Source organism: Streptomyces sp. NPDC060209 (assembly GCF_042728155.1).
Classification (GTDB): Bacteria; Actinomycetota; Actinomycetes; order Streptomycetales; family Streptomycetaceae; genus Streptomyces.
This window is the reverse complement of sequence record NZ_JBHWZS010000497.1, coordinates 1-3,551: the sequence shown is the minus strand read 5'-3', so window position 1 is coordinate 3,551 and position 3,551 is coordinate 1. Positions and strand designations below refer to the sequence as shown.

The window sequence follows — 3,551 nt, the reverse complement described above, 5'->3', positions numbered from 1 at the left end:
GTTACGGACGGCGGGGTCGGTGCAAGGCGGCCGCGAACGGGCACCTCGTATTGGCTCAGGTGCTACCTCGGCTTCCTCGCCGAGCTCCTGCTGGCCGAGTGCGATGACCGGGCCCGCCGACGTTCCGAACGGCGGATCAAGGCCGCCGGGTTCCCCCCTGACAAGGCACTTCGCAAGTTCGACTTCGATGCCAACCCGAACATCGACACGGCCGTGATCCACACCCTCGCTACGTGTGAATGGATCAAGAAGGGCCTGCCCCTCTGCCTGATCGGCGATTCGGGCACCGGCAAGTCCCACCTGCTGATCGCGCTGGCATCGAGGCCGCGATGGCCGGCTACCGAGCCAAGTACGTGTTGGCGACGAAGCCGGTCAAGGAGCTCGTCGAAGCCGCCGACGAGAAGCAGTTGACCAAGGCCATCGCCCGCTACGGCCGGGTCGATCTTTTCTGCATCGACGAGCGCGGTTACATGGAACTCGACCGCCGCGGCGCCGAACCTCTCTTCCACGTTCTGACCGAGCGGGAGGAAAAGAACAGGGTGGCGATCGCCTCGAACGAATCCTTCTCTGGCTGGACAAAGACGATCACCGACCCGCGTCTTGCGCGGCCATCGTCGACCGACTCACCTTCGGCGGCAACATCATCGAGACCGGCACCGACTCCTGCAGGCTCGCCACCACCGCGCCCGCGCCGAACAGCAGGCAGCTGGCTGAACCTGCCTCATCGGCCGGCAGGGGCCTCGATCCGCTTGTCAGACGTGTGGGGCAGGATGGCGCCATGGCACGGAAGATCTTGCCCCCGTCGGAGTCCTGGCGCCTGATCGACGCCTGGCTGGAGACGCACGTGGCCGCCGATTTCACGCTCCTCAATCCACCGGCGACATCGGACGAGATCCGGCACGCGGAACGGATCCTCGGCACGTCGATGCCCGGTGATCTCGCTGAGTCTCTGCAATGCCACAACGGTGTGAGCACCTGGACATCCATCCTGCCGGAGCAGTCCCCGCTTGCAGTGGGCGGCATCGTGGAACATTGGCAGACCTGCATGACCGTCGCGGCGGAGAACGAGGGCCTGACCGCTCGCCCCTGGGAAGACGAGCCTTGGTGGCACCCGCTCTGGGTTCCCTGGGCTGAGAGTGCCGATGGCGCGACGCAGGTGATCGACCTGCGTCCTGGCCCAGAGGCCCGGCGTCTCGGCTGGGCAGGCCACAGCGGTGGCGGCGACTTCATCGATTCCTGGCCTGACCTGGCGAGCCTTCTCCACGCAGTCGCGCAAGCACTGCATGAAGGCGGAGACGTCCGCGGACTGCACCCCTACCTCACTGCGGAAGGTGTCATGTGGTGGGACGAAGAGGGTTGCTTCGAGCTGAACGGTCACCCGCTGAGGGCCGCCCCAGTCGGGCTGCCCTAAAGCGTGTTGCAGAAGAAGATCAGGGGTCGATTCCGGCCATGATCTGCGCTCGCGAGCGATTCGCTATGCCCTGCTTTTTGCTGCCGCTCACCCTGGTTCGTTCTTGCGGCTGGGCTCCTGCGTGATCTTTGCGAGCGTTCTGCAACACGCTTCGCGAACCACCGAGCGTTCCTACTTCTCACGAATATTCCCAAGGCGCCTGAACCGTCATCGTTCTCAGAACGCATCGACAACCGTTCTGCCGCCAGGGCGCTCCGAACATCAAGGGCCTGGGCAAGCTCCGCTACGTCGTCGAGGAGACCTTCGCCCTGCTCCATCAGTTCAAACGCCTCGCCGTGCGTCGGGAACGACGCGTCGAACTCCACGATGCCTTCTTGTTCGTTGGCCTGCAGCCTGATCTGCTGGCGGCGTCTGACGAGAGCCACCTCCTGATCGCTAAGACTTGGGCGAGCGCGAGCCGTACGCAGGCCCGAAGACCACGAGCAGCACCAGGTCTTCGGCCACTTCTGTGAATCGATGCTCTTCACCGGCCGGCACGAAGATCACCGTCCCGGGACTCACCTCGTCCGTTCGGCCTGGTGTCTCGATCTTGGCGCGTCCGGCTGTGACGACATAGATCTCATCTTCGGTGTGCGGGCTCTGGGCATCACGCCCGCCGACCGGGATGCAGTACGTTCCCACCGACAGATCCGACGTCCGCAGCTGCTCGATCCAGTCATTGCCCGCATCGCCGGGGTGCGTCCACGCGCCTGCGCCCTTGATGATCTCCATGGCGGGACCCTAACGCTGGGTGCGGGGAGCGCAACACCCGTGATTCTGTTACAGGCTTTATGGGCGTGTGAGCCGTTTCGGCGGGGGTAGTCGCTGACTCGCCTACGGGGGACGCAGGGCGACGGATACGAGGAGGGGAAGGTTCGCCGGGTTGAGTGCGCTGAGCCGTGCTGCGGCGGACGAGGAGGCGGGCATGACTCGGAGGCCGTCGATGGACGAGGCCGTGGGACTGCTTGAGGGCGAACTGGGGCTCGGGCGGCGGGCGCTTGCCGACCTGGACGCGGCAGAGGCCTGGCTTGCCTTTCTCTGTTTCGGTAAACGGCTGTTCGACGTTCCGGACACACCCGATGCTGATGGCCTTCTGGTCCAGTACGGGACCTACTCGTTTGACGGTCCTCCGACGTTCACGCTGGACCTTGCCCGACAGTTCGAGGTCGTCGACAGCGACGGCGATCACGACCACTACGTGCAGGTCCACTGCGAGCTTCGATACGGACTCGCGCCCGCCTTGCAGGCTCTGGGAAGCTTCGACTCGTGGTTCTTCCACGACGGCGGAGACGATCTCGACGAGTGGGCCGAGGGGGTGAGCGAGCGAGCAGTCTGGACAACGATCCGCACACTCAGGCCCGTCGAGATCAAGGTGTACCAGGAGCAGGTGTAGTCGCTCGGGCAGTCGGTGTGATGGGGCCCCCGCCCCAGCGAACCGGCCACGGGGTCAACGAACGGAGAGCGGATGTCGGTCGACCTCCTCGGCTTCCTCGGCGTGGTGATGGTGGCGTACGTAGTACCCGGACCTGACTTTCTCGTGGTGGTCAGGTCGGCGACCGAACATCCGTCGAAGGGGCGTGCCGCGGCGCTGGGTGCTCAGGCCGGGCTGTGCTTGCACATGCTCGCTGCCGTCGTCGGGCTGTCGGTGATCGCCGCCCGCTCACCCATGGTCTACAACGCCATCAAGCTGCTCGGTGCGGCCTACCTGGTCTATCTGGGAGTTCGGGCAGTGCTGGCCGCGCGACGGGCCGGCCGGGAGGCGACCGTCAGTCCAGAGGACGGCTCTGCGCCGGAGGACTCGGCAGAGGACGGTCCTGCCCGAGGCCGGTGGCGCTCCGGCTTCACTCAGGGCTTCCTCACCAACGTGCTCAACCCGAAGGCGGCGCTGTTCTTCCTCAGCATCCTTCCGCAGTTCGTCGACGACGGTGGCTCCACGGCCCGGCAGATCTTCGTCCTCGGTGTCCTGGACGTTCTCATCGGCATTGTCTACTGGTTCGCCCTCGTCGCCGTCGCCGTGCGTCTTCGGACGTTGCTCTCCCGTCCGACAGTCCGCCGGCGCTGGGAGCTGACGACCGGCTGGTTGTTCATCGCCATCGGCCTC

The 3,551-nt window shown here is 65.5% G+C and carries 5 protein-coding genes and 1 pseudogene; 4 read left to right on the top strand and 2 right to left on the bottom strand.

The window, feature by feature from the left end:
* Nucleotides 1–63: 63 nt before the first annotated feature.
* Both istB and ACFWFI_RS41725 read left to right on the top strand, forming a co-directional pair.
* Nucleotides 64–714: pseudogene (gene istB / locus ACFWFI_RS41730) on the top strand (IS21-like element helper ATPase IstB); the annotation flags it as partial.
* A gap of 64 nt (nucleotides 715–778) precedes the next feature.
* Nucleotides 779–1,411 carry an SMI1/KNR4 family protein gene (locus tag ACFWFI_RS41725; protein WP_387401031.1) on the top strand — a complete coding sequence of 211 codons (633 nt, stop codon included), beginning with the start codon at nucleotides 779–781 and terminating at the stop codon, nucleotides 1,409–1,411.
* On the opposite strand, the gene ACFWFI_RS41720 is transcribed toward ACFWFI_RS41725, so the two are convergent.
* Both ACFWFI_RS41720 and ACFWFI_RS41715 read right to left on the bottom strand, forming a co-directional pair.
* Complete coding sequence (locus ACFWFI_RS41720) at nucleotides 1,408–1,836, bottom strand: hypothetical protein (protein ID WP_387401029.1); 429 nt, start codon at nucleotides 1,834–1,836, stop codon at nucleotides 1,408–1,410. The genes ACFWFI_RS41725 and ACFWFI_RS41720 overlap by 4 nt on opposite strands.
* A gap of 10 nt (nucleotides 1,837–1,846) precedes the next feature.
* Nucleotides 1,847–2,182 carry a cupin domain-containing protein gene (locus ACFWFI_RS41715; protein ID WP_387401027.1) on the bottom strand — a complete coding sequence of 112 codons (336 nt, stop codon included), beginning with the start codon at nucleotides 2,180–2,182 and terminating at the stop codon, nucleotides 1,847–1,849.
* A gap of 211 nt (nucleotides 2,183–2,393) precedes the next feature.
* Between ACFWFI_RS41715 and ACFWFI_RS41710 the strand changes: the two genes are divergently transcribed.
* Both ACFWFI_RS41710 and ACFWFI_RS41705 read left to right on the top strand, forming a co-directional pair.
* Nucleotides 2,394–2,843 (top strand): hypothetical protein, encoded by a 450-nt coding sequence (locus tag ACFWFI_RS41710; RefSeq protein ID WP_387401025.1) that lies wholly within the window; start codon nucleotides 2,394–2,396, stop codon nucleotides 2,841–2,843.
* 72 nt (nucleotides 2,844–2,915) lie between these two features.
* Nucleotides 2,916–3,551 (top strand): LysE family translocator (locus tag ACFWFI_RS41705; protein WP_387401023.1); only part of this gene is annotated, 636 nt, incomplete at its 3' end.

Coding starts and splice junctions, on each gene's coding strand:
- ACFWFI_RS41725 (WP_387401031.1), top strand. CDS start 779: ATGGCACGGAAGATCTTGCCCCCGTCGGAGTCCTGGCGCCTGATCGAC.
- ACFWFI_RS41710 (WP_387401025.1), top strand. CDS start 2,394: ATGGACGAGGCCGTGGGACTGCTTGAGGGCGAACTGGGGCTCGGGCGG.
- ACFWFI_RS41715 (WP_387401027.1), bottom strand. CDS start 2,182: ATGGAGATCATCAAGGGCGCAGGCGCGTGGACGCACCCCGGCGATGCG.